Genomic DNA, 22,929 nt, shown 5'->3' on the forward strand with positions numbered 1-22,929 from the left:
CCGGGGTCACGGCCTCCGCATGGCCGTGCGGAGGCCGTGACCCCGGTGGTCTGGCCGCTCAGCCGACGTCGACCCAGTCGAGCGTGCGGGTGACGGCCTTCTTCCAGGCGGTGTAGCCGGTGTCGCGCTTGTCCTGCGCCCACTCCGGCTGCCAGCGTCGGTCCTCCTGCCAGTTCTGCTTGAGCTCGTCGGTGGACTTCCAGAAGCCCACCGCCAGCCCGGCGGCGTAGGCCGCGCCCAGCGCGGTCGTCTCGGCCACCACCGGCTTGGAGACCGGCACGCCCAGGATGTCGGCCTGGATCTGCATGCACAGGTCGTTGGCGGTGACGCCGCCGTCCACTCGCAGCACGTCCAGGGCGACGCCGGAGTCCTGGCGCATCGCCTCGACCACGTCGCGGCTCTGGTAGCAGATCGCCTCCAGAGTGGCCCGTGCGATGTGGGCGTTGTTGTTGAACCGCGAGAGGCCGACGATCGCGCCGCGGGCGTCGGAGCGCCAGTACGGGGCGAACAGCCCGGAGAAGGCGGGCACGAAGAACACGCCGCCGTTGTCCTCGACCTGCCGGGCCAGCGACTCGCTCTGCTCGGCCCCGGAGATGATGCCGAGCTGGTCGCGCAGCCACTGCACGGCCGAGCCGGTCACCGCGATGGAGCCCTCCAGCGCGTACACCGGAGCCTCGTCGCCGAACTGGTAACACACCGTGGTGAGCAGCCCGTGCTTGGAGCGCACCGGGGTGGTGCCGGTGTTGAGCAGCAGGAAGTTGCCGGTGCCGTAGGTGTTCTTGGCCTCGCCGACGCCGAAGCAGACCTGCCCGACGGTGGCGGCCTGCTGGTCACCCAGGACGCCGCCCAGGATGACCTCGCCGCCCAGCGGGCCGTCGGCACGGGTGCGCCCGAACCCCTCGGGGTGGGACGACGGCACGATGGTGGGCAGCATAGCCCGCGGGATGCCGAAGAACGACAGCAGCTCGTCGTCCCAGTCGAGGGTCTCGAGGTCCATGAGCATGGTGCGGCTGGCGTTGGTCGGGTCGGTGACGTGCAGGCCGCCGTCGACGCCGCCGGTGAGGTTCCACAGCAGCCACGAGTCGGTGGTGCCGAAGATGGCCTCGCCGGCCTCGGCCGCCTCGCGCACTCCCTCGACGTTCTCCAGAATCCACTGGATCTTCCCGCCGGAGAAGTACGTCGCCGGGGGCAGGCCCGCCTTGCGGCGGATGACGTCGCCCTTGCCCTCGCGCTCCAGCGCGGAGGCGATGCGGTCCGTGCGCGTGTCCTGCCAGACGATGGCGTTGTAGTACGGACGGCCGGTGGTGCGGTTCCACACCACGGACGTCTCGCGCTGGTTGGTGATGCCCAGCGCGGCCAGATCGGAGGCCGTGAGGTTGGCCTTGTTCAGCGTGGTCTGGATCACCGCCCGGGTGCGCTCCCAGATCTCGGTGGGGTTGTGCTCCACCCAACCGGCCCGGGGCATGATCTGCTCGTGCTCGAGCTGGTGACGGGCGATCTCGTTCCCGCCGTGATCGAAGATCATGAAGCGGGTGCTCGTGGTTCCCTGGTCGACGGCTCCGACGAAGTCCGGCATGGAATCGTTCCTCCTCAAGGCGAGATGGGATTGGTCAGACGGTCTCAAGGGAGGCCTTGTCCGGAACGGTGCCGGGCTCGGGCTCCTCCTCGGGGGGCAGAAAGCGCCCCACGAGCACCTGGTACAGGGCAGCGCCGATCAGGCCGCCGATGATGGGGCCGACGATCGGAACCCAGAAGTAGAGCTGGCCGTACTGATCTTGCCAGGCAGTTTCGTAGCCGGTGAGGAACGACGCCAGTCGGGGCCCGAAGTCGCGGGCGGGGTTGATGGCGTAGCCGGCGTTGGTGCCCCACGCGAAGCCGATCGCCACGACGAGCAGGCCGACGACGACGGGGGCGAGGTTGGCGGCCGGCGCCGAGTTGCGCAGGTCGGTGATGGCGATGACGAGGAACAGCAGGATCGCGGTGCCGATCACCTGGTCGCGGAAGGCGCCCCAGGTGTCGATCGGGAGCGTGCCGTTGCCCGGCAGCGTGGAGAAGACGCCCTGGGTCTTGATGGTGAAGCCCGGGTCGGCCTTGGCCAGGACCTCGGCGTAGTTGAAGCGGACGATGAGCGCCGCCAGGAACGCGCCCGCGGTCTGCGCCAGCGTGTAGGGCAGGACCTTGCGCCAGGAGAAGCCCTTGAACGCGGCCAGGGCGATGGTGACGGCGGGGTTGAGATGGGCGCCGCTGATGCGGGCGGCTACGTAGACACCCAGGGTCACACCGATGCCCCAGGCCCACGCGATGCTGTCGTACTCCCCGATGCCCGCCGCGACGACCTGGGCCACCACACCGACCCCGAACAAGATCAGGATCAGGGTGCCCGCGAACTCGGCGGCCATCTCGCCGAGCAGCCCTCGGGCTTTCAGTCGTTCTGTCATGACTCCTCCTCACACTGCCTCGGAACGGGCGTTGCCGCAGGCAGGACGTGGGTGAGGCGCACCTGCCTCACAGTTGAATGGAAGCTAGGTGAGGAAAACCACAGGGTCAACGGCAGGGTGCCGACAATGTCGAACACTAGTCAGCTATGCCATGCCGGTTTATCGTCGAGAACCTATGACACGCACCACATACAGTCCCGTATGTAGCGGGATGGGTAGATCTTCACTTTCACCCCGCCGACATTGTCGAACAGTCGTCGTAGAGCTACTCTCGGTGCTGTGCCCGGTCCAGTGCAGTCCATTCAGAGAGGTGCGGCGATCCTGCGCCTCCTCGCCCGCAGTTCGGGCAGGCTCGGCGTGGGAGAGATCGCCACCTCGCTCGGTCTGCCCCGCGGCACGGCACACGGACTGCTGCGCACCCTGCAACTGGTCGGCTTCGTGGAGCAGGACGACGCGACGGGCAAATACCAGCTCGGAGCGACCCTACTCCACCTCGGCACGAGCTACCTGGACGTCAACGAGCTCCGCTCACGCGCCATCAACTGGGCGGACGCGCTGGCGGCGCGGAGCGGCGAATCCGTCAAGATCGGCACCGTCCTCGACGGCCAGGTCCTCGTGGTGCACCACGTGTTCCGTCCCGACGACACGTTGCAGACGCTCGACGTCGGCTCGCTGATGCCGATGCACGCCACCGCGCTGGGCAAGGTGCTGCTGGCCTTCGACGCCGGGGCGAGCGCCGCACTCGGCAACGGCCCCCTGGACGCCTACACCCGCCGGACGATCGTCGCCACCAGGGAGCTCGCCCGGGCCCTCGCGAGCATCCGGGAGGTCGGCTGGGCCGCCCAGGTGGAGGAGATGACCGTGGGAGAGGCCGGCATCGCCGCTCCCATCCGCGGCCACGGTGGCCTGGTCGTCGGCGCCATGGGCGTCTCCGGAGCCGTCGAGCGGATCTGCGACGCCAGAGGCCAGCCCAACACCGCCCTGGTGACGTTCGTACGCGATGCCGCGCGCGCGGTCTCCCGGGACCTCGGTGCCTCCCGCTGGTAAAACCATTCCAAAACTTACCGAGGTAAACGACATGGTCATGCGCTATGTGATGTCCATAGACCAAGGTACGACGTCGACGCGGTGCATCATCTTCGACCAGCAGGGCCGCCTGGTGTCGGTGACGCAGCGCGAGCACCGCCAGCACTTCCCCCGCCCGGGATGGGTGGAGCACGACGCCGTCGAGATCTGGCGCAACCTGGAGCGCATCGCCCCTCAGGCCATCAAGCAGGCGGGCATCGGCCTGGACCAGATCACGGCGATCGGCATCGCGAACCAGCGGGAGACCACCCTCCTGTGGGACCGGCGCACCGGCGTGCCCCTCCGCCGCGCCATCGTGTGGCAGGACACGCGGACGACCTCCCTGGTCGACGACCTCGCCGCCCGGCCCGAGTCGTCGATGGTGCAGAAGCGCTCCGGGCTGCCGCTCGCCACCTACTTCTCCGCGCCGCGCATCCGCTGGCTGCTGGACAACACCCCCGGGCTGCGCGAACGCGCCGAGCGGGGCGAGGTGCTGTTCGGCACGATGGAGAGCTGGCTCATCTGGAACCTCACCGGCGGCCCGAACGGCGGCCTGCACCTCACCGACGTCACCAACGCCAGCCGCACACTGCTGATGGACCTGGCCACGCTGGAGTGGGACGCCGACCTGCTCGACTTCTTCGGCGTGCCCCGCGCCATGCTGCCGCAGATCCGGCCGTCGACCGAGACGTACGGGGTGGCGAGCCGCGTGCTCCCCGGTGTCCGCATCGGCGCCGCCCTGGGCGACCAGCAGGCGGCGCTGTTCGGCCAGACCTGCTTCGCGCCGGGCGAGGCCAAGTGCACGTACGGCACCGGCAGCTTCCTGCTGCTCAACACCGGAAACGAGCCCGTCCGCTCGTCCCACGGGCTGCTCACGACCGTCGGCTACCAGGTCGGCGACCAGCCCGCGATGTACGCGCTCGAAGGGCCGATCGCCGTCACCGGAGCGCTGGTGCAGTGGTTCCGCGACGGGCTCGGCCTGATCAACAGCGCTCCGGAGATCGAGACGCTGGCCCGTACCGTCGAGGACAACGGCGGCTGCTACATCGTCCCCGCGTTCGCCGGGCTGTTCGCCCCGCACTGGCGCAGCGAGGCCCGCGGCGTGATCGTCGGCCTGACCTCGTACATCACCAAGGGCCACCTCGCCAGGGCGGTGCTGGAGGCCACCGCCTGGCAGACCCGCCAGGTCGTCGACGCCATGAACGCCGACTCCGGGCTCGCCATGCGCACGCTCAAGGTGGACGGCGGGATGACCGCCGACAACCTCCTCATGCAGAACATCGCCGACGTCCTGGACGTGCCGGTGGTGCGCCCGATGGTGGCCGAGACCGTGTCCCTCGGGGCCGCGTACGCCGCCGGCCTGGCCGTCGGCTACTGGCCCGACCTGGAGGGGCTGCGCCGCAACTGGCACCGCGCCGCCCAGTGGCTGCCCAACATGGACCCCGAGCGGCGCGAGGCGGAGTACGACAACTGGTGCCGGGCGGTGGAGCGGAGCTTCGGCTGGATGAAGCCTCGCGACTGACCCGTCACCCCCGTATACGCTCGGATCATGTCCGACCTCCCCGATCGCGATCCGCGCCAGATCCGCGTGTCCGACCACGATCGAGACCGCACCCTCGACACCCTCCGCTCGGCCGCCGAAGAGGGCCGGCTGCCGATGGAGGAGTTCCACGAGCGCCTCGACCTCCTCTACTCCGCCAGGACCTACGCCGACCTGGAGACGATCACCCGCGACCTCCCCGACAGACGGCCCCAGGCCGCGCCCGGCCCCTCCACCGGGCGGGCGAGCGGGTTCGCGCTGGGGTTCCTGGGAGGCTTCAGCCGGGCCGGACGCTGGCGGGCGGCGCGAGACTTCACCTCCGTGACCGTGTGGGGCGGAGGCACGATCGACCTGCGCGAGGCGATCCTCGACGGCAACGAGATCCGGATCAGGGCCATCGCGGTGATGGGCGGCGTGGGCGTCATCGTCCCCGAGGACGCCGACGTCGAGGTCTCCGGCATCGGGATCATGGGCGGCTTCGACCACAGCGCCACCGGGCCTGGCCGGGCCGGCGGCCCAAGGATCGTGATCACCGGCTTCGCGCTGTGGGGAGGGGTCGGCACCAGGCGCAAGAAGCGCAAGACCCCGAAGGCCACGGGCTGAGCCGGTCTCAGTCTTCGGGGAGGAGTGTCCCGAGCGGCCCCAGGTCGAGGTTGAGGTCGGCCGGGGTCAGGTCGAAACGCTCGCAGAGCTCGTTCATGGCCTCCTCCAGCCGCATCAGGGTCAGGCCGAGCGTCTCGATCTGCTCCTCCGACAGGTCGCCCTGCTCCATCCGGCGTATCGACTGGCGCTCCACCAGCTGGCGTACGAGCTCGACCAGCGTGAGCACGAGGCGGGACAGGTCGCGCTCCACCGCCTCCGGGTCGGTCTCGATGCGCATCCGTGGCCGGCGCGCCTGCCGCCGCGCCGGGTCCTCCCCCTTGCCGGGACTAGCCGTGCTCATCCGGCCTCCCGCCCTCACCCGGCATGTCGTACGCATCCGGCCCGTCGTAGTCGTCCGGCGTACTGGACTCCCGGATCGACGTGATCAGCGCGCGGATGGAGATGCGGACCAGGTCAATGTCCGCGATGGACAGGACCAGGTCCCCGCTCAGGACCACGCCGCCCGCCAGCAGCCGGTCGAGCAGGTCGACGAGCGCCACCCGCTCCGACGGGAGCCGGCCCTCGGCGGCCAGGACCGCGCCGCGCGTCTCCTCGAACGTCAAGGCGCGCCTCCCTCGTCCAGGACGGCGAACGAGTAGGGCGCCCACGGCCCGGTGAGCTCCACCTCCCCACCCTGGGCGCGCAGCTCCTCCAACGCGCGGGCGAACTCGGGAGCGCGGTCACGGTCGACGAGGTAGGCGCCGTTCAGCACCATCCAGTCCTCGCGCCCGGACAGCTGCGGATCCTGGGCCCGGTGGCGCATGCTCGCGACCGCGATGGACCTCAGCACGTCGTGCACGTGCTCGGCGCGGGCGGTGGCCAGCCGCCACGCCTCCTCGCGGGTGCGCATGCTCGCCTGGCGCCGCTTGAGGTAGGCCGTCCCCGGACTGGCCGCCGCTTCGCCGCCCTGCCCCGCGCCCTCCGCCACACCCTGTTCGGCGGGTCCCGCGTACACCTTCACGCCCCACTCCTCGCGGCCCGCGACGCGGGAGAGCGCCTGGTCGAAGTCGTCGCGCCGCTCGTCCAGCAGGCTCCGGACCTGCGCGTCGGCGCTGTAGACCGTCACCAGGCGGACCGGGACGGTCGGCGCCCCCCTCGCCACCGCCTCCACCACGTGATGATGGGCGCGGGCGGTCGCGTCGAGCCAGTCGAGGTCCTCCATGGACCGCCGCAGCGGCTCCTCGCCGAACCGGTCGAGCGGCACGGTGCTCACGTACGCGGCCAGGCCCGCGGCGGTGATCACCCGCACCGGCGATCCCGCCACGCCGGCCAGACCCTCCGGCATCGCGGCGCCGACGTCGCGGGCGACCGCGTAGAGGTACGTGCCCGTGTCACCGGTCATGCCGCCTCCTTCGCGGCCGTCCCTCCTCTGGAGGCTCCACCTCCTGCTCGGGGGGCTCCACCTCCTGCCGTCTTCTTCGCGGCGGCCGCTCCTCCACCGGTTCCACCTCTCCCTCGATGGAACGGCGCGGCGGCCCCTCCTCCAGCTCGGCGAGCCGGTTGCGCAGCCGGCGGTTCTCCTCGACGAGGTGACGGTCGCGTCCGCTGAGCCACGGATCGTGCTCCCACCAGTCGATGCCCATCTCCTTGGCCGTGTCCACCGAGGCGATGATGAGGCGCAGCTTGATCGTCAGCAGCTCGATGTCGAGGAGGTTGACGCGGATGTCTCCCGCGATGATCACGCCCCGGTCGAGCACCCGCTCGAGGATGTCGCCCAGGTTCGCCGGCTCGCGCCCCCCGGCCGCCGTCGACGGATAGGCCTGGCGTCCGACGGCCCGCTGGCCCATCGGCTCCATCATTGCGACGCCTCACCCAGGTCGCCGCTGCCGCGCCGGTAGCGCCTCAGCCTCCGGTACGACACCAGGTCGCCCTCCTCGTCCAGCTCGATCTCGTAGAGCGCCAGGATGTCACCGGCGGACGGGATACGACGGTCTTCCACCACCTCCACGCCCACCTGCCAGCCGTCTTCTTCCGGCTTCACCAGCGTGACGCCCTCCACCTCGCGGCCGGTCAGCTGCGCGATGAGACGCAGCCCGATCTGGCCCGCCGTCGTGGCGGACAGGTCCCCGGAGCCGCGCCTCGGCCGTCCGCGCTCCGGCTGATCCTCGACCGGCTCCTCCTCGGGTTCCTCGTCGTCGGCCTCCTCGAACTCCTCATCCTCCTCATCGACGGGCTCCTCGTCGTCGAGGTACACGTCGTCGGCCTCTCGCTCCTGGCGTGGCCTTCGCCTGGCAGGCAAGAGATCACCTCCTCCCGGCTCCGCGTTCCGGTCCGGGCGGGTCGGGGTCCACAGGTTCGATGACCTTCTGGAGCACCTGCTCCATCTGCTCGGCGTGCTCCTCCTCGGAGATCACGCCCTCGTCCGCGGCCTCGTCTATCTCCTCCAGCTCGCGCCTGATCACCGCCGGGTCGCGCATCTCCGCCTCGACCTGCTCCTGGATCAGTTCGCCGAGCCGGATCACGCCTTGCACGGGCGCCAGCGGCCAGCCGAAGAGGAGGCTGATCAGGCCCATCAGGCCTGCCCCGCCGGTGCGGACACGATGAAGTCGTACGGCGCGAGCGGCCCGAGCAGGCGCAGGGTCATCCGCCTCTCCCACTGCCCGGCGATCTCCTCGACGGCCTCCTCCACCTCGCCCTTGCGTTCCTTGCGCACCAGAAGCGCCAGGTGGACGGAGTCCTGCTCGTGCGTCGGCTCCCGTACGGCGGTGAGCTCGCACAGCGGAGCGAGCCGCTCCAGCACGGTCTGCGTGTCCGCTTCGCGCTTGGCCGTGATGGCCTGGTTCACCAGCTCCCCGAGCCGGATGCGCGCGTCGCGGGTCGCGTCCTCGGGCTTGCCCTGGATCTCCTCACGCAGCCGGGCCGCCTCCGGCTGCTCGTCAAGCACCTCCTGGAGCACCGTCCGCTCCTCGTAACGGCCCTTCACCACGAACTCGGCGCGCCCCTCCAGCTCGCCGAGCGCGGTGCGGAACTGGTCGTGATAGGGCGACAGCAACTCCTCGACGACCTCGTCGGGACCGGTCATCACCGCGCCGAAGCGGATGGGCAGCACGGGCACCTCGGCGGCCGTGGCGTCCAGCAGTCGCTCGTGCGCCATCAGGTCGCCGGGCGTGCCCAGCGGTCGCTCGGCGGTGAGATCGCTCACCAGGGCGGCGATCTCGCCGTGCCTCAGGAGCGTCACCTCGGCGGGCGGGTCACCCACTCCCTGCGTGTCGTCGGCCACCTCGACGTCCGCCGGCACGATCCCGTACAGGTAGGTGCCGACCTTCCGCGCGCGGGAGGACTTCTTCTCCGCACCGCCGGACTTGGAGTTCTTGGAGTTCTTGGAGGTCTGGGAGGTCTGGGAGGCCTCGGACGTCTCGGCGGCGGCAGGCTCGGCCATGTCAGTCCTCCCCTCTACGTCGTCCGCGGGCCGAGCCGCGCTTGGAGTCCTCGGACATATCGCCGACGAACTCCTGCAGCTTCTCCCCCGCCGCTTCCAGCACGCCCTGAGCAGCCCCCTTGGACTTGCCCGCGGCCCCGCTCTTCGTCACGTTCTCCATGATCTCGGGCAGCCCCTGCTGGTTGCCCGCCTCCGCCAGGTCCAGCCGGTTCACCGCCTCGGCGAAGCGCAGGTAGGTGTCGACGCTGGCCACGACGATGCGCGCGTCGATGGTCAACAGCTCGATCCCCACCAGCGAGACCCTCACGTAGGCGTCCACCACCAGCCCTTTGTCCAGGATGGTGTCGATCACATCCGCCAGGCCCGACGCGGAGGGGCGCTCGGCCACTCCGCCCGTCGCGGGCTGCACAGTCATACGCTCGCTCCTCGAATACCTTCGGCGTCACCTGCTGCCGCGCGCGCCCGTCCTGCGGCGAGCCGGCCGGGGAGAGGCCTCTTCCTCGTCCTCCGCATCCTCCGCGCGACGGCGCCGCACCGGACGTCCGGGGTTCTGGCTCCTCGACCGCTCGCGGGCGGAGGCGGCGCCGGCACGTGCCCGGCGAGGCCGCTCCTCCTCTTCCTCCTCGGGCTCTTCCTCTGCTTCTTCCTCCTCGGGCTCTTCCTCTGCTTCTTCCTCCTCGTCCAGCTCGGCGCGCTCGCCCTCTCCCTCCTCGCCCTCTTCCTCCTTGGGCTCCACTTCGACCTCGTACTCGTCCCTCGGCTCCTCGCGCTCCTCCTGCGGGCCCTCTTCCCGCTCGCGCTCCTCGGCGGCGGCGGTCTCGTGGTCCTTGACCACCTCTCCGTCGTGGATCACACCCCGCCAGCCGGCCTCGGCCATCTCCTCGGGATGGAGCATGACCTGCGTCATGATGTGCCGTCTGAAGTGCTTGAACTCCAGCCGCGCCCGCCTGCCCTGCGCCCGCCAGAGGTTGCCGGTGTGCTCGAACAGGCCCTGCGGGTGGTATTCGAGGACGAGGGTCACGCGCGTGATGTTCGGGGCGAGCTCGTGGAAGCTCACAGCCCCGTTCACGTGGCCCTTGGCTCCCTCCGACCGCCAGATGATCCGGTCGTCCGGCACCTGCTCGAGGATGGTCGACTTCCACGTACGGTGCGACAGGAAGATCTGCGCCTTCCAGTTGATCTTCTCGTCGGACTCCTGGTCGACGTTCTCGACCTTCTTCATGAAGCTCGGGAAGTCCTCGAACTGCGTCCACTGGTTGTAGACGACCCGGAGCGGCGCGCCGATGTCGAGGGTCTCGACGATGTTCGTGACCTTGAGCGGCTTGGTGCCCTTGCTCTTGCCGCCCTTGAACAGGCCGGTGACCGCCCCCTTGAGCGCGCCCTTCACCGCTCCGGCCTTGGCTCCGCCGAGAATCGAGCCTGGAGACAGGTCCGAGCCGGTGATCGCCCTCAGCAGGCTCGGCTCGTTCCCCTCGGCGAAGTCGGTCAGCCGGCCGGTGACGTCCTGCATCTTGTCCGTTACGGACGACAGCGCCCGTTCCGCCAGGGCCACGGTGACACTCTGCAGCGCGGACCCCAACTCGCCCTTCAGCACGTCGGGCAGCATCGTGGCGGGGCCCTCCTGGGCGGTCTTCCGCCCTTTCTCCGCGGCGTTCCGGACGGGTCGCGTCCTCGAGGTTTCAGTCATGAAATCTCACCTCTGCCCCCTGCCCGTCCGGGTCGCGGAGCCTCGCCCTCGGGTGACCGGCCTCTTCGCGCTGGGTTCGGGCTCGGGCTCTTCCTCCTCGTACTCGTCCTCGTACTGGTCTTCCTCGTCGTACTGGTCTTCCTCGTCCTTGGACCGCCCACCGCGCGGGCCCCCCTCCCGCAGGGACTCGGCCCGATCGTGGAGCTTCGAGGTCAAGGTGTTGAGTTGCCTGCCCGCCGCCGCCACCGCGGCGGCCTTGCCGACCTCCATGAGATCGCCGCGCAGGCGGTTGGTCATCTCCTCGATCTGGGGAGACGATCCGACCAGCTTGAAGCCCTGCTTCAGCAGCCCTCCGCTGTTGCCCTTCCGCAGACCGCGAGCGAGCCCGGCCGCCGCGAGGGCCGCCGCCAAGCGCAGTTTGTGGCGCCGGCCGAGGTAGTAGCCGGCGACGAGGGCCAACGCCACTCTGGCCCGGTCACTCATGATTCGCGCTCCCTACTGTCGAGCAGCCGCCGGCCTCTACCGGCCCCGCCCATCTGCCCATGAAGGGGATAGGGAAACACGAATCAGAATAAAACGGACAGACTTGACAATTAGTAAGCCACCGATTCGAATGTGGCGAGCGTGAGCCGCCTAGAGCGGCTCGTGCACCTCTCGGGCGCGCAACACCTCGGCCATGTGCGCCTCCGCCCACGCGCAAGAGGCGGCCAGGGGCTTCAGGAGCGTGCGACCGAGCGGGCTCAGCTCGTACTCGACCCGTGGCGGGATCCCGGCGTACGCGGTGCGCGTCACCAGCCCGTCGCGCTCCATGGCCCGCAGCGTCTCGGTGAGCACCTTCGGCGTGATCCCGCGCAGCGGCACCCGCAGCTCCGAGAACCGGCGGGGCCCCGCCTCCAGACATCTGATGATCTTCGCGGTCCATTTGTCGCCGACCTGGATCAGCGGCGTGACCTGCGAGCACGCGCGGAACATGTCGGGGTCCAGTGGCTGCGTCACGGTGCCGAGCGTACGCAGGTATCGTTGCGGGAACCAAGGGGGCGCCCGCTAACGTCCGCGGCATCGGCCGGTCACCGGACCGGCAGCACTGCGAACGGAGCATCCCCTCATGAGCAAGATCGTTGTCTTCGGGGCCGGCGGCCGCGCCGGCCGCCACGCGGTCGCGGAGGCCGCCTCCCGCGGCCACCACGTCACGGCCGTCGTGCGAGATCCCGCCAGGCACAGCGCCCTGGCGGACGCCAGGAGCGTGACGCTGGTCGCCGGGGACGTCACCGACGCCGACCGCGTCGCGGCCGTCGCGGCCGGGCACGACGCGGCCGTCAACGCCGCGGGCCGCCTGGACGTACCCTCGGAGGAGTTCTTCACAGGCGCGGCGCGCGCCCTCCTCGACGGCCTCGCCCGCGCAGGCGTCGGGCGGCTCGTGCTGATCGGCATCGGCACCACCCTGGAGGCGGCGCCCGGCGTCATGGTTCACGACACGCCCGGCTTCCCACCGGAGGCCCGCGCGTTCTCCCTCGGCCACGCCGCCGAACTCGATGTGCTGCGGGCCGCTGACACCGCCGTCGACTGGCTGGTGCTCGCCCCGCCGCCCGCCCTGCTCGACGCCGACGCCCCCCGCACCGGCCACTACCGGATCGGCGGAAACCAGGTGCTGCCCGTCACCGACGAGACCCTCTTCCGGTACGCCGACCTGGCGGTGGCGCTCATCGACGAGATCGAGAACCCCACCCACCACCGCACCCTGGCCGCCGTGGCCTCCTGACCACCCTGAGCCGCCCGATCATGCTCATCTCGACGCCCGGGACAGTGAACGGCACCCCCGCCCCGTGTCGGGCGAGGGTGCCGTACGACAAGCGTTCAGAGACGCCTGCGGCGACGCGACGCCGCGGCGCGACGCGTGGACCTGAAGCGGCGTTCGTATACGTCGTCCGGATCGGGCGCACGGAACGGTGTGTAAGGCAGATGGTGCTGGATGGACATGGTGTCCTCCGCGAATCGGGATGTGCCGGAGCGGATGCGCACCGGCACGCGTTCACTCATTCCCAACCCCGCGACCGTTCGGAGGCTTCCGCGATACATGCAGGTTGATTGATTTATCAACCTACTCTTGCCGTGGGTTGACTCTGCCTGCCAGATCCCGGCGTTCTCCGCATGCGGCCGCCTCCTAGCTGGAGCGGTAGCGGTCGTTCTCGCGCAGGAACCGCTGGAGACCAGCCAGGTCGTCGGTGTTGACGTGGTCCACGTCCGCCGCGACGAGCTCTCGCCAGATCGCCTCGCGGGCCGGGCCGGGGACGTCCGGCGTCGCCCAGAAGCGGACCCGCTGCCCGTCGCGGTGCGCTGTCCGTACGATGTCCCGGAGCCTCGCCCGCTCGGCGGCCGGCATCTCGCCCTCGCCGCGCCACGTGAAGTGGTTCGTCCAGTTGTCGCTGATCAGCGGGATCAGCGAAGCACCGCCCAGACCGAGGTCCGGCGGCCGGCCGTCGTAGAAGGCGTACCGCTCCCGCTGGGCGGCCATGAGGTCGCGCGGGCGATCGCCGCTGATGACCACCGTCACCGCACCGGGCTTCACTCTGCCCTTCTGGTAGGTGGTGAGCATCTTGCGGTACGCGCGCAGCACCCGGTGAAGCTCGGTGTAGGTGGCGGCGCCGTTGTTCTTGATGTCCACCAGGAGCTGGAACCGCTGGCGGCTGCCCGGGAAGACCCGCCCGTGCCCCTCGCGCACCCGGCGGGCCAGCGGGTCGAGGTAGAGCGACTGGAGCGTGCGGGCGGGCCGCAGGTCCTGCGGGTCGTGGCCGACGCGGAGCTCGCCCTCCACCAGGTAGATGTCGGCCTCGACGCTGGTGAAGCCGTGGTCGAGGGCGTCCATGAGGGGGCGCGGGTGTTCGTAGTCGTTGTGGGCGTGGGCACGGGCGAGTGGCTCGGCGGCCGCGGCTGGGGCGCTCGTAGGCGGCTCGACCATGGCAGGGGCGGCCGCCGCGAGGGCGGCCGCCCCTGGGGTGATCGGCAGCAGCAGGGCTCCCGCCGCCACCAGCGAGCCGAGGGCTCGACGGAACATCACGTCTCCTAACGGGTCCGGAAGCAAGCCAGTGATCACGCGCCACGCTATTTGCGCGAGGTGTTACCGGAGTGACATTTCGCCCAATAGTGGGAGATCACTGGCTCGGGACCCGCTACCGGAGGAATCAAGTGCGGAACGGGCCCGTCACGCAGTAGGTGATGCCGCCCGAAGAGGAGCCGGTGGTGCCGCGCTGCGAGGAGAAGTAGAGGCGGTTGCCCGCCGGGTTGAAGGCCGGGCCGGTGATCTCCGAGGAGCTCTGGCCGTTGATCCGCAGGAACGGCGAGACGATGTCGTCCGGCGTGATCACACAGATCTCCATGTTGCCGCCGTCCTCCGCGACGTACAGATCGCCGAAGGTGGAGCCGGTGACGTTGTCCACACCCGTCAGCGGTGGCGTGCCGGGGCTGACGAGACTGTCGTCGTAGGCGAGTTCGTACGTGCCGGCGGCGACGTTGACCTGCCAGACGCGGTTGTCGCCCTTGGTGGTGAACCACACGGTGTCGTTGGCGTAGTGGCAGCCCTCGCCCCCGTTGAACGACTTCGACGCCGCCACCTGGCTGCGCGTCGCGGTCGGGCTGCCGTCGGGGTCGGGGACGTTCGCCCAGGTGAACGAGCCGGAGGTGGCCGAGCCCGCGCACAGCACCTGCAGCGTGCCCGAGGACAGGCTCCCCCAGGTCGTCGGGACGAACCGGTAGAACCGGCCGTTGCTCTCGTCCTCGGTGAGGTAGATGACCTGCCGGACCGGGTCGGCGGCGGCCGCCTCGTGCTTGAAACGTCCCATGGCCGGACGCTGCAACGCGGCGCCGCCGAAGGGGTAGGTCTCGTAGACGAAGCCCCGGCTGACCTCCTCGCACGAGAGCCAGGTGTTCCACGGCGTCGCGCCGCCGGCGCAGTTCTGCCGGGTGCCCGACAGGATCGAGGCGGCCGAGATCACGGTGCCGCCGGAGTCGAAGCGGATCATGGAGGCGCCGCCGCCGGGGTTGATCTCGGAGTTGGACACGTAGCGCCAGCCGCTGCCGTCGGCGAAGCAGGCGCCGCCGTCGGGGGCGGGGTGCCAGGTGTAGGAGGTGCCGGAGACCACCTGCCCGGACCGGGCGATCACCTGGCTGGTGAACCCCGCGGGAAGCTGGATGCCGTTGGCGTCGGCGGCCAGCAGGGGACCGTAGGGGCCGGGACCGTTCTGCGCCGGAGCCGCTAACGCGGCGTCCTGCCAGAGACTGCCGGCGAAGGCCACGGTGCTCACGCCGAGCACCGAGGCGCGAAGGAATGTACGGCGTTCCATTGGCGAACCTCCAGGTGAGGATCAGCAGGACCATCCCCCGTCGGGCCAAGGTTAGAAGCGCCGGTGAACCCGCACCGGTGTATCAGTTGAACGGCAGGCGGCCATACCCCCTCCTACTCGCGCGTACGCGCCACACCGGGTCGCGGTTGACGTGAACGTGGGCACGGCGACCAGCGGCGCGCGAATACCGTTCAGCACCACGCGCATCGTCGCGTCGGCCAGGTCCGCCCGCGCCGTCACCGGTAGGGTGTCCACGAGGTCTCCGTGCAGGTGAGCTTCGTCGTTGACTCGTCTACCGGAGGCCTCGTCCCCGTTGCCCGCGACGTGCGGTCCCGCTGACGCCGCACCGCGCCGGCGAGGCGCCCACTAGCAGGTCATGACCACCAAACATGCGACAAGGCCCCCGGACCGCCCGTCCTGCGCGCGGCCTGCGCCGAGCACCCCTGTGCTCCCCGCACAGTGCGACAGCGTGACCTGCCCAAGGGCAGCGAGCACATCGTCACCGGCATCTTCACTGGCACCGTCACTGCGGGGAGCACGGCCATGACCGCACCAGCCGAGCCCTCCCGCCCTCACCGCCCTCACGTGGGTGTGCACCTGATCCTCAGCTGCGACGGCGAGGTGCTGCTGTCGCTCCGCGCGAACACCGGCTTCGCCGACGGCTCCTAATCGGCGCCCGGCGGCTGCCTGGACGCCGGGCGGACAGCGGTTCTCCCCGCTCGACTCAGGTTGATGGGGGGCGATGGGATGTCGACTTAGCGGGTCGGGGGGTCTGTTCGATCAGAGTTTCGGTGGCTCGATCGAGGAGCTCGCAGAGCTGCCTGTGCTCGGCCGGGGTGAACTTGTCGATGAGAGCTTTCTCGAGCACGTTGACTTCTCGGTAGGCCCCATCGAGAAGGCGCTGGCCGGCGTCGGTGAGGGTGGCGATCATGACCTTGGCGTGCACGGGCGACGACTGCCGGTCGATGAGGCCCTTGGCCTGCATGCCGGTGACGACCGTGGCCATGCTCTGCTGGGTGACGCCGCAGGCGCGGGCCAGCTGGGCGCCGGACATGCCGTCATCACGGGAGAGGTTGAGCAGCACCGTGTACTGGGTCATGGTCAGCCCATAGGTACGCAGGACGGCTTCGTGATGCGCCATCAGAGCCTGTTCGGCGCGGCGGATCCTGGTGCACAGGTAGTCCTCGGCGGGCACGTCGGCCATAGCTGTCACAGCTTCCTCATTTGACTCAACATCCTGAGACTCGCTAGCGTTCGGGGTATCAGGATACTGAGTCGAACAAGAAGGCTGTGAACTATGAAGGCTGCCGTACTCGCCACCGACGACCAGTTCCGTGTGACCGAGATCGCCGAGCCCACCCCAGGGCATGGGGAGGTGGCGATCCGTGTCGCCTACGCGGGTGTTCAGTGGGGGGATGTGCTGATCCGCGACGGTCACTTCCCGACTCCTCGCCCCTTCGTGCCCGGCTTCGAGGCGTCCGGGCAGATCATCGCGGTCGGCGAGGGCGTCGATCCGGCACGCGTAGGTGAGCAGGTCATCGCGCTGACCAGTTCAGGCGGCTTCGCGGAAGTCGTCGTTGTCTCCTCGGTGCTGGCGATCGCGGCGCCCACCGTGGACGCGCGGACCGCCGCCGCGTTCGGCTGGGTCACCTCCACCGCCTACGACCTGATCAACACCGTCACGGGAGTCCGACCGGGCCAGAGCGTCCTGATCCACGCGGCAGCCGGCGGAGTCGGCACGCTCGCGGGGCAGTTCGCCCGGGTAGCCGGCGCGGGGCGAGTCGTGGGCGTCGTGGGCGATCCAGGGCAGGTCGACTACGCGCGGCAACTCGGTTATGACCAGGTGCTCAGCCGCGAGGACTTCCCCCAAGCACTGGACGGGGAGCACTTCGATGTGATTCTCGACCCCATCGGCGGCCAGACCCGGCTGGCCAACCTGGAACGCCTGGCACCGCACGGCCGGATCGCGGTCTACGGCAACATCGCCACCTTCGAGCCGGTCCCGGTCTCGGCCAACGATCTTCTGATGCAGGGCACGTCGATGCTGACCTACAACAGCAACCTGCTCAGCCAGACCCATCCCGAGCGGCTCGCCGACAGTGCACGCCGCGCGCTGGAACTGGTCGGGAACGGCAAGGTCGGCATCGACATCACCGCCGAATACGAGCTGGCCGACGTCGGGACCGCCATCGCCGATCTCGCGGGCGGAGCGACCCGCGGCAAGAGCATCGTCCGGATCGGATGACGCCAGTCCGGGTCTGCCTGGGGCGCTGTCGGCCACCACATCACCCTGGGCCGCCGAACTCGTCGGCTGCGATCGCCACACGGTCCGGCACTACGTCGCACTGCGCCGGGCCGGGACGGACCCCACCGCCCCGGCGACCACGGAGTCGTCGCCCTCGGCTGACCACGGCTGACCAATCTGTTGTCCGCCACTGTGTTAGCCAAACTGTCTGCCAGCGGGGAGATCTTGGGCTCTGTCTCACTCTGCGGGGTCGGGCTGTCGGTGGTGACACTCAGTTGCGCGCTCGGCGTCGCGAAATGCGCATTCGCGACCTGGCATTCGAAGCTCGGACGAAGCGAGACCCGTCGCTGGGGCGACAGGTTGCGGAATGCGTCGGCAGGGCGCCTCGGGGTCGGCCGCCGCTGCGCGAGGGGTGTCGATCGGGATCGGTGGGCGTTACCGGAGTTGGCCGCGGCGGCGGGTCAGGTAGGCGGTCTCGCCGGTGTTGCCGGCCAGCTCGATGGCTTTGTCGTAGACCGCGCGTGACTGCTGACTGTGGCCCAGCCGGCGCAGCAGGTCGGCGCGGGTGGCGTGGTAGGCGTGATAGCCGGCCAGCTTGTCCTCGAGACGGTCGATGGCTGCCAGTGCCACCTGCGGGCCGTCGAGTTCGGCGGCCGCGATGGCCCGGTTGAGGGCGATGACCGGTGAGGGGTCGAGGCGGACGAGCTGGTCGTAGAGGGCGAGGACCTGCGACCAGTCGGTGTCACGGACGTCGCGGGGTCCTGCTCGTCGAGCGCGACCAGTTCGCCGCTGACCGAGATCCGGGCGGTACGGCGGGCCTCGGTGAGCAGCATCAGCGCCAGCAGCCCGGCCACCTCGCCGTCGTCAGGCAGGAGCGCACGGATCAGGCGGGTGAGCCGGATCGCCTCGGCGGTCAGGTCGTGACGCACCGGGTCGGCGCCGGGGCCGGTCGCCAGGTAGCCCTCGTTGAACACCAGATACAGCACGGCGAGTACGCCGGTGACGCGGGCCGGGAGATCCTCGGCGGACGGCATCCGATAGGGGATGCGAGCCGCTTTGATCTTGGCCTTCGCGCGGGTGATCCGCCGCTCCAAGGCGGTCTCCTGGACCAGGAAGGCGCGGGCGATCTCGGGCATGGTCAGACCGCCGACCATGCGCAGCGTCAGCGCCACCCTGGCCTGGATCCCCAGCGCCGGGTAACAGCAGGTGAAGATCAGCCGGAGCCGGTCGTCGGCGATGGCGCCGGGAGACTGGGCGGGTCGTCGTCGTACGGCCCCTATGTCTCAGAGGCCGAACGCCGCGCCGCCTTGCCAACCTGGCTGCACCTGTTCAACCATCACCGCGGACACACCGCACTCGGAGGCCGACCGCCCGTCACCAACCTCATGGGACAGAACAGCCAGGGCTTCACCGGGCGGTGAAAACCGCCTTTGGACCCGCGCGGCATTTGAATCCCTGCCGCGTCCTCGCGGCCGGCTGACCCGCACCTCGTCCGCTGGATCCCAGATCGCCATGGATCCGGCCACAGAGTACGGCGGCAGGAGACCGCCGAGGGGTCGGTGCGGGCGCTTGATGTAAATCACCGCTGAGGCCCGCCTACCCGCTGCCTTGAGGGCCGGAGACGGCGTGGTGTACCGCCCACAGGGCCGCTCCCTCCGCCGGTGAGCGGGCGGGCCGCTCGGCGGGCACGGCACGGATGAACGCCTCGCGCACCTTGCGCACCCGCCAAAGGCCGCCGACCAGCGCGATGGGCACCTCACCGAGCGCTCGCCGCGCTGCCTCCGCCAGTGCGATCAGGTCGGTGACGGCCTCGGCGAAGACCTGGCCGGCGCGCGGGCTGAAGATGCCGGCCGCCGTGCGGGTGATCCCGGCCAGGACCGCGCGGTCGCCGGGGGTTGCATAAACGGCGGACTCGATTGCGTGCACCAACGCCGTCCGTTCCCCCTCGTCTGATCCGGACGGGCGGACACCGCCGTCGTCCCCGGTGGGGCCGGGTGACAGGCCCAGGGTGGTGATGACGGCGCTCTCCAGGGCGAGATCGCGCGGATCGACTCCGGTCAAGGAACGCAGGGCGTATCGGGCCAGTTCCCGGCCGATCCAGTAGCCGCTGCCCTCGTCCCCCACCAGGTAGCCGTGCCCGCCCAGGCGGTGCGCGGGACCGCCGGGCTCGGCGCGTCCCAGGGCGACGCTGCCCGTCCCGGCGATGAGGACCGCCCCCGCGCCCGCGCCGAAGGCGCCCCACAACGCGACGGCGGCGTCGTCCGCGACGAGGGGGTTCAGGTCTGTGGCGGCGCGCACCTGGTCCGTGAGCCGCCGCGCCGCGGCCGGGTCGCGCAGCCCGGCCAGGCCGATGCCGACGGCGTCCGGGCGGACCTCCCACACCACGCGCACGATTCGCTCGGCCAGGTCGGCGTCCAGCAACCCGTTCGCGGGAGGCCCGTCCGGGAGCCTTCTGACGCGCCCTCGGTCCAGGAGCACGTACTTGGTTCCGGTCCCGCCACCGTCGATGCCCAGCGCCCTCATCGACCGCCCCTCCCCTCGATGTCGCGCTCCGCCGTCCCCGCGAGCGATGCGCTGCGCGGAGTCCGGCCGAGGCTGCGGCCGTCCACCAGGACGTCACGGACCTGGAAGGACTCATCCATGATCACCAGGTCGGCGCGTTTGCCCCGGGCGATCGAGCCGAACCGGTCGCCCTCGCCCAGCAGCTCGGCCGGCGTCGTGGCCGCCGCCCGTACCGCCTGCAGCAGCGGAACGCCGGCGGAGAGAGACTGCCGCAGGGCCTCGTCCATGGTGAGCGCGCTCCCGGCCAGAGTGTCACCGTCGCGGCGGGTGATGCGCCCGTCGGGCCGGGTGACCACGGCGGCCGACCCGACATGGGAAAGGTGCCCAGCCGGCATCCCGGTGGCCGGCGCGGCGTCGGTGATGAGCGCGACCCGGCCCGGTGCGAGCCGGAACGTCATCGCCACGACCGTGGGGTGGACGTGCACGCCGTCCGCGATGAGTTCGAGCGGGATGCCCCGCCGGACGGCCGCGCCGAAGATCCCGGGGGCGCGGTGCCCGAGGGCGGGCATGGCGTTGTGGACGTGCGTCACGTGGCCGATCCCCCGGTCGAACGCCGACAGGGCCTCCTCGTAGGTGGCGGCGCTGTGGCCGATGCCCAGGCGGACGCCGCCGGCCAGGGCAGCCTCGATCACGGGGACCGCACCGGGCAGTTCGGGCGCGAGCGTCAGCGTCCGGACCAGGCCGGGTGCCGTGCCCAGCAACCGCTGAAGGACCGCCACGTCAGGGGGGATGAGGTGGTGGAGATCGTGGCAGCCGGGGTGCCGGTGGCTGAGGAACGGTCCTTCCAGATGGGCGCCGAGGATACGGCCCTCGCGCCGCGTGCCGCAGCGGGAGATCGCGTCGAGGGCGGTGACGATGTCGGCGACGGACACCGACGCCAGGCTGGCGAGCAACCGCGTCGTGCCATGGGCGAGGTGGAACGCGGCGGCCTCGTCGATCTCGGCGGGGTCGCCGGTGGTGAACGACCTGCCGCCGCCGCCGTGTGCATGCACGTCGATGAAGCCCGGCAGCACCCAAGCGCCGGCCACGTCGCTCACGGGCCCGGCGGGGGGCAGGTGGCCGACATCCTCGATAACCTCGCCGGCGAGCACCAGAGTCGCGTTGTGGAGGATCCGGCCGGGCGTGACGACGGTGGCGTTGACGATGCTGTGCCGGAAGTGACCGCTCACTTGACCGCCCCCGCGGTGAGCCCGCCGACGAGGTGCCTTTCGATGGCCACGAACAGCACCACGACCGGGACGATCGCCACGAGCGAGGCGGCGAACAGCGACTGGTAGTGGATCTGGTACTGGCCGATGAAGGAGTTGATGCCGACGGTGAGGGGCTGCGTGGCCGGTGTGGTGGTGATGGTCAGCGCAACGACGAACTCGTTCCAGATCGCGATGAAGGTGAAGATGGCGGCGGTGACGAGCCCTGGGAGGGCCAGCGGCAGCACTACCCGGCGCAGGATCGCGAGGTCGCCCAGCCCGTCGATCTTCGCTGCGTCCTCGATCTCTTCCGGGATGCTCTGGAAGAACCCGTTGAGCAGCCATACGGCGAAGGCCAGGTTGAAGGCGGCGTCGATGACCACGAGGGCGATCAGGCTGTCGGACAGCCCGAGCCCTTGCCACTGCCGGTAAATCCCGATGACCAGCGCCACAGGGGCGAACATCTGCGTGACCAGCACTGCGTACAGGAACGCCGTGCGCCCCCGGAAGCGGAAGCGGGCGGTGAAGTACGCGGCCGGGATGGCGGCGAGCAGCACCAGCGCCGCGCCGGCGGTGGCCACGATGAGGCTGTTGCGAAAGAACAACAGCAGGTCGGGATTCTGGAACGTGGTGACCCAGTTGGACCATACCCATTCAGTGGGCAGGTAGCGGGCGGGTGTAGCGAACAAGTCCCGGTCGTTCTTCAGCGATGACAGCAACATCACGATGTACGGCGACAGGAAGAACAGGCCGGTGAGCACGCCGATCAGTGGGTAGGCGACGGCCCGGATGCGGGCCGAGTTCCGCGGCACCGGGATGTCGAGGACCAACATCGGCCGGTCGGCCGAGCGGCGTGCCCACAGGCGGCGGCGAGGCGCCTGCTCATCGGCCCGCGCGTTCTCACCGCGCCGCCGGGCCGACCGAAGCGGGTAGAGCGACAGCAGTAGCGTGACCAGCACGTTGAACAGGGCCAGAGCCGACGCCTTGCCGATGTCGAGGTCGGTCTTGAAGGCCACCTTGTACATGTACGTGACGAGCGTGTCGGCGTGGTGACCCGGCTGTCCGCCGGTCAGCACCCAGATGATCGGGAAGGAGTTGAACACGTATATGGCGTTGAGGATGACGGCTGTGGTGATCGAGGGTCGCAACAGCGGCAGGGTGACCCGGAAAAAGGTCTGGATCGGGCCCCCGCCGTCCATACTGGCGGCCTCGTACACCTCCTCGGGGATGCTCTGGCGCCCGGCGAGCAGCACGTACGTGGTGAACGGCACGGACACCACGACGCCCAGGAACGCCAGCGACCAGGGGGTGAGGGCCGGATCGACGGTCCAGGCGACGGGCTCGGAGAGCCAGCCGAGGTCGAGCAGGATGCGGTTGAGGTACCCGTAGTAGTTGTCGTAGATGTACCGCCACACCAGGGAAGTCATCACGAGCGAGGCCGCCCACGGGAACAGCAGCGCCACCCGCGCGAACCGCCGTCCGCGGAACAGGGCGTGGAGGAACTGGACCAGCGGCAGCGACACGGCGAGCGTGACACCGACGACCACCACGACCCAGCGGGCGGTGTTCCACAGGATGCCCGGCAGTTCCGGGGAAGCTCCCACGGCGAAGAAGTTGTCCAGGCCCGCGAATCCGGTGGCGTACCCGATGGAGTTGTAGCGGGTGAACGCCGACCCGATGAGCACGATTACCGGATAGAAGACGGCGCCGGCGATCAGGACCAGGGAGGCGCCGAGCCAGACCCAGGGTCGCAGGACGCGGGCCAGGTGAGCGCGGGCGGCGAGTCGGGGGGCCGTGCGTGACGGGATGGCGGCTTGTGCCATGGTGGGTGTCCTTGCTCAATGGGC

The 22,929-nt window shown here is 70.2% G+C and carries 26 protein-coding genes and 1 pseudogene; 6 read left to right on the forward strand and 21 right to left on the reverse strand.

The window, feature by feature from the left end; genetic code table 11:
* Positions 1-58 precede the first annotated feature (58 nt).
* Both glpK (DQW85_RS08635) and DQW85_RS08640 read right to left on the reverse strand, forming a co-directional pair.
* Positions 59-1,576, reverse strand: a complete 1,518-nt coding sequence (gene glpK / locus DQW85_RS08635; protein WP_113699844.1) for a glycerol kinase GlpK — start codon at positions 1,574-1,576, stop codon at positions 59-61.
* 34 nt (positions 1,577-1,610) lie between these two features.
* Positions 1,611-2,438, reverse strand: a complete 828-nt coding sequence (locus DQW85_RS08640) for an MIP/aquaporin family protein (protein WP_113699845.1) — start codon at positions 2,436-2,438, stop codon at positions 1,611-1,613.
* Between the two features lie 279 nt (positions 2,439-2,717).
* Between DQW85_RS08640 and DQW85_RS08645 the strand changes: the two genes are divergently transcribed.
* From DQW85_RS08645 to DQW85_RS08655, 3 genes are read left to right on the forward strand one after another with little or no spacing between them, the layout of a single operon-like run.
* On the forward strand, positions 2,718-3,485 hold the full coding sequence (locus DQW85_RS08645; RefSeq protein ID WP_113699846.1) for an IclR family transcriptional regulator: 768 nt from the start codon (positions 2,718-2,720) through the stop codon (positions 3,483-3,485).
* Positions 3,486-3,516: 31 nt separating this feature from the next.
* On the forward strand, positions 3,517-5,025 hold the full coding sequence (glpK, locus tag DQW85_RS08650; RefSeq protein ID WP_113699847.1) for a glycerol kinase GlpK: 1,509 nt from the start codon (positions 3,517-3,519) through the stop codon (positions 5,023-5,025).
* 27 nt (positions 5,026-5,052) lie between these two features.
* On the forward strand, positions 5,053-5,646 hold the full coding sequence (locus DQW85_RS08655) for a DUF1707 SHOCT-like domain-containing protein (protein ID WP_113699848.1): 594 nt from the start codon (positions 5,053-5,055) through the stop codon (positions 5,644-5,646).
* A 7-nt stretch (positions 5,647-5,653) separates the two neighbouring features.
* On the opposite strand, the gene DQW85_RS08660 is transcribed toward DQW85_RS08655, so the two are convergent.
* The 11 genes from DQW85_RS08660 to DQW85_RS08710 form a co-directional block, all read right to left on the reverse strand.
* Complete coding sequence (locus DQW85_RS08660; protein WP_113699849.1) at positions 5,654-5,986, reverse strand: gas vesicle protein K; 333 nt, start codon at positions 5,984-5,986, stop codon at positions 5,654-5,656.
* On the reverse strand, positions 5,973-6,248 hold the full coding sequence (locus DQW85_RS08665) for a gas vesicle protein (RefSeq protein WP_113699850.1): 276 nt from the start codon (positions 6,246-6,248) through the stop codon (positions 5,973-5,975). The genes DQW85_RS08660 and DQW85_RS08665 overlap by 14 nt, the downstream gene beginning before the upstream one ends.
* On the reverse strand, positions 6,245-7,027 hold the full coding sequence (locus DQW85_RS08670) for a GvpL/GvpF family gas vesicle protein (RefSeq protein ID WP_113699851.1): 783 nt from the start codon (positions 7,025-7,027) through the stop codon (positions 6,245-6,247). The genes DQW85_RS08665 and DQW85_RS08670 overlap by 4 nt, the downstream gene beginning before the upstream one ends.
* Positions 7,017-7,484, reverse strand: a complete 468-nt coding sequence (gene gvpJ, locus DQW85_RS08675; protein WP_240197030.1) for a gas vesicle protein GvpJ — start codon at positions 7,482-7,484, stop codon at positions 7,017-7,019. Before gvpJ (DQW85_RS08675) ends, DQW85_RS08670 begins: the two co-directional genes overlap by 11 nt.
* Positions 7,481-7,924, reverse strand: coding sequence for a gas vesicle protein GvpO (gene gvpO, locus DQW85_RS08680; RefSeq protein WP_205314978.1), 444 nt, complete (start codon positions 7,922-7,924; stop codon positions 7,481-7,483). Before gvpO ends, gvpJ (DQW85_RS08675) begins: the two co-directional genes overlap by 4 nt.
* Positions 7,925-7,928: 4 nt before the next feature.
* Complete coding sequence (locus tag DQW85_RS08685; RefSeq protein ID WP_113699854.1) at positions 7,929-8,198, reverse strand: gas vesicle protein GvpG; 270 nt, start codon at positions 8,196-8,198, stop codon at positions 7,929-7,931.
* Positions 8,198-9,064 carry a GvpL/GvpF family gas vesicle protein gene (locus tag DQW85_RS08690; protein ID WP_113699855.1) on the reverse strand — a complete coding sequence of 289 codons (867 nt, stop codon included), beginning with the start codon at positions 9,062-9,064 and terminating at the stop codon, positions 8,198-8,200. Before DQW85_RS08690 ends, DQW85_RS08685 begins: the two co-directional genes overlap by 1 nt.
* 1 nt (position 9,065) lies before the next feature.
* Positions 9,066-9,479: a gas vesicle protein GvpJ gene (gene gvpJ, locus DQW85_RS08695; protein WP_113699856.1), complete on the reverse strand. Its 414-nt coding sequence runs from the start codon at positions 9,477-9,479 to the stop codon at positions 9,066-9,068.
* 27 nt (positions 9,480-9,506) lie between these two features.
* A complete protein-coding gene (locus DQW85_RS08700) occupies positions 9,507-10,751 on the reverse strand; it encodes an SRPBCC family protein (RefSeq protein ID WP_113699857.1) in 1,245 nt (414 codons plus the stop codon).
* 6 nt (positions 10,752-10,757) lie between these two features.
* Positions 10,758-11,234 (reverse strand): hypothetical protein, encoded by a 477-nt coding sequence (locus DQW85_RS08705; protein ID WP_162794844.1) that lies wholly within the window; start codon positions 11,232-11,234, stop codon positions 10,758-10,760.
* Between the two features lie 150 nt (positions 11,235-11,384).
* On the reverse strand, positions 11,385-11,747 hold the full coding sequence (locus tag DQW85_RS08710) for a winged helix-turn-helix transcriptional regulator (RefSeq protein ID WP_240197031.1): 363 nt from the start codon (positions 11,745-11,747) through the stop codon (positions 11,385-11,387).
* A 109-nt stretch (positions 11,748-11,856) separates the two neighbouring features.
* On the opposite strand from DQW85_RS08710, the gene DQW85_RS08715 reads away from it, so the two are divergent.
* The gene (locus tag DQW85_RS08715) at positions 11,857-12,510 is read left to right on the forward strand and encodes an NAD(P)-dependent oxidoreductase (RefSeq protein ID WP_113699859.1); all 654 of its coding nucleotides are present in this window, start codon (positions 11,857-11,859) and stop codon (positions 12,508-12,510) included.
* 402 nt (positions 12,511-12,912) lie between these two features.
* Here the strand turns inward: DQW85_RS08715 and DQW85_RS08720 are convergent, their stop codons facing one another.
* Together DQW85_RS08720 and DQW85_RS08725 are read right to left on the reverse strand one after the other, a co-directional pair.
* The gene (locus DQW85_RS08720; RefSeq protein ID WP_162794845.1) at positions 12,913-13,803 is read right to left on the reverse strand and encodes a phosphatidylinositol-specific phospholipase C/glycerophosphodiester phosphodiesterase family protein; all 891 of its coding nucleotides are present in this window, start codon (positions 13,801-13,803) and stop codon (positions 12,913-12,915) included.
* 127 nt (positions 13,804-13,930) lie between these two features.
* Positions 13,931-15,088 carry an alkaline phosphatase PhoX gene (locus tag DQW85_RS08725; protein WP_113699860.1) on the reverse strand — a complete coding sequence of 386 codons (1,158 nt, stop codon included), beginning with the start codon at positions 15,086-15,088 and terminating at the stop codon, positions 13,931-13,933.
* 459 nt (positions 15,089-15,547) lie between these two features.
* On the opposite strand from DQW85_RS08725, the gene DQW85_RS08730 reads away from it, so the two are divergent.
* Positions 15,548-15,757, forward strand: coding sequence for a hypothetical protein (locus tag DQW85_RS08730; RefSeq protein WP_113699861.1), 210 nt, complete (start codon positions 15,548-15,550; stop codon positions 15,755-15,757).
* 55 nt (positions 15,758-15,812) lie between these two features.
* On the opposite strand, the gene DQW85_RS08735 is transcribed toward DQW85_RS08730, so the two are convergent.
* Positions 15,813-16,292, reverse strand: coding sequence for a MarR family winged helix-turn-helix transcriptional regulator (locus DQW85_RS08735; RefSeq protein WP_113699862.1), 480 nt, complete (start codon positions 16,290-16,292; stop codon positions 15,813-15,815).
* A gap of 93 nt (positions 16,293-16,385) precedes the next feature.
* On the opposite strand from DQW85_RS08735, the gene DQW85_RS08740 reads away from it, so the two are divergent.
* On the forward strand, positions 16,386-17,333 hold the full coding sequence (locus DQW85_RS08740; RefSeq protein ID WP_113699863.1) for a quinone oxidoreductase family protein: 948 nt from the start codon (positions 16,386-16,388) through the stop codon (positions 17,331-17,333).
* 435 nt (positions 17,334-17,768) lie between these two features.
* Here DQW85_RS08740 and DQW85_RS46680 read toward each other — a convergent pair whose 3' ends face one another.
* The 5 genes and pseudogenes from DQW85_RS46680 to DQW85_RS08760 form a co-directional block, all read right to left on the reverse strand.
* Positions 17,769-17,963, reverse strand: coding sequence for a hypothetical protein (locus tag DQW85_RS46680; RefSeq protein ID WP_240197032.1), 195 nt, complete (start codon positions 17,961-17,963; stop codon positions 17,769-17,771).
* A gap of 182 nt (positions 17,964-18,145) precedes the next feature.
* A pseudogene (locus DQW85_RS48140) lies at positions 18,146-18,487 on the reverse strand (DUF6596 domain-containing protein); the annotation flags it as partial.
* Between the two features lie 442 nt (positions 18,488-18,929).
* Positions 18,930-19,856: an N-acetylglucosamine kinase gene (locus tag DQW85_RS08750; RefSeq protein ID WP_113699864.1), complete on the reverse strand. Its 927-nt coding sequence runs from the start codon at positions 19,854-19,856 to the stop codon at positions 18,930-18,932.
* Complete coding sequence (gene nagA, locus DQW85_RS08755) at positions 19,853-21,064, reverse strand: N-acetylglucosamine-6-phosphate deacetylase (protein WP_113699865.1); 1,212 nt, start codon at positions 21,062-21,064, stop codon at positions 19,853-19,855. The genes DQW85_RS08750 and nagA overlap by 4 nt, the downstream gene beginning before the upstream one ends.
* Entirely contained in the window at positions 21,061-22,905 is a 1,845-nt protein-coding gene (locus DQW85_RS08760; RefSeq protein WP_113699866.1) for an ABC transporter permease, read from the reverse strand. The genes nagA and DQW85_RS08760 overlap by 4 nt, the downstream gene beginning before the upstream one ends.
* Between the last annotated feature and the right edge of the window lie 24 nt (positions 22,906-22,929).

It is taken from the genome of Nonomuraea lactucae, from assembly GCF_003313395.1.
Classification (GTDB): Bacteria; Actinomycetota; Actinomycetes; order Streptosporangiales; family Streptosporangiaceae; genus Nonomuraea; species Nonomuraea lactucae.